The organism is Deltaproteobacteria bacterium (assembly GCA_011773515.1).
In the GTDB taxonomy this organism is placed as follows: Bacteria; Desulfobacterota; Deferrimicrobia; order J040; family J040; genus WVXK01.
Genome location: WVXK01000048.1, coordinates 38,863 through 40,078, shown reverse-complemented (window position 1 = coordinate 40,078; position 1,216 = coordinate 38,863). Strand labels below are relative to the sequence as shown.

Annotated in this window: 2 pseudogenes (both running past the window's edge); both read left to right on the top strand. The window is 53.4% G+C overall.

The window, feature by feature from the left end:
* A pseudogene (locus tag GTN70_04580) lies at positions 1-267 on the top strand (hypothetical protein); it begins 82 nt to the left of the window's first position.
* 20 nt (positions 268-287) lie between these two features.
* A pseudogene (locus GTN70_04575) lies at positions 288-1,216 on the top strand (methylmalonyl-CoA mutase) (it continues 644 nt past the right edge of the window).

Sequence of the window (1,216 nt, the reverse complement as noted above, 5' to 3'; positions counted from 1 at the left end):
TTTTCCTTCGCGAAAGATGCCATCCTCGGAGGGCGGTTTGGCATCGTAATCCTTGATGAGCTCATCTGCGCCGCTGCATTCAACCTCATTCCGGAAGAAAAGGTGCTGTCATTTATGGACGAAAAGCCCGCAGGAGTCGAGCTGGTGCTGACGGGCAGGGGAGCCACGGAAAAGATGATTGCAAAGGCCGACCTGGTTACCGAGATGAAAGACGTCAAACATTATTACGCGGAAGGCGTCGATGCCAGGATAGGCATAGAACGGTAATAGAATCAGGAGGTCCACATATGTTCGACAGAAAGAAAATGGAGAAATTAAAGAAAAGAAAAGGGGACTGGGAGGAGCGGTGCCTGGGCTCGGCTCTCAGGAAGGTTCCCGAGAGACAGAAGAGGTTTTCCACCGTTTCGGATGAAGAGATCAACAGCCTCTATACCCCATCCGATATCGAGAGTGTGGATTTTGTGAGGGACATCGGGTTTCCCGGCGAATACCCCTACACAAGGGGAATCCAGCCATCCATGTTCAGGGGGAGGCTCTGGACTATGAGGCAGTTTTCTGGATTCGGTTCTGCCGAGGATACGAACAAACGATATCTCTACCTCCTTTCCCAGGGGCAGACCGGTCTGAGCGTCGCATTCCATATGCCGACGCTTATGGGGTTGGACTCGGATCACCCGCGCTCGAAAGGGGAGGTGGGAAAGTGCGGCGTGGCCGTCGACTCCCTCAAGGATATGGAATTACTTTTCAGCGGGATCCCGCTGGACAGGGTTACCACTTCGATGACGATCAATGCCCCCGCGGCCATCCTTCTCGCCATGTACATAGCCGTTGCAGAAAAACAGGGTGTATCTTCAGACTTGATCGGTGGGACGATACAAAACGATATATTGAAGGAGTATATCGCCCAGAAATCGTGGATATTCCCTCCGGAACCATCCATGAGGATCATCACGGACATTTTCCAGTACTGTGTGGAGAACGTCCCTCGATGGAACACCATAAGCATCAGCGGCTATCACATCCGTGAAGCCGGGTCGACGGCTGTGCAGGAACTCGCATTTACCCTTGCCGACGGAATAGGATACGTGCAGGCTGGCATCGACGTCGGGCTCGATGTAGATGCCTTCGCGCCCCGGCTGTCATTCTTCTTCAATGCCCACAACGACTTTTTCGAGGAGATTGCTAAATACCGGGCCGCCAGGAGGATGTGGGCCAG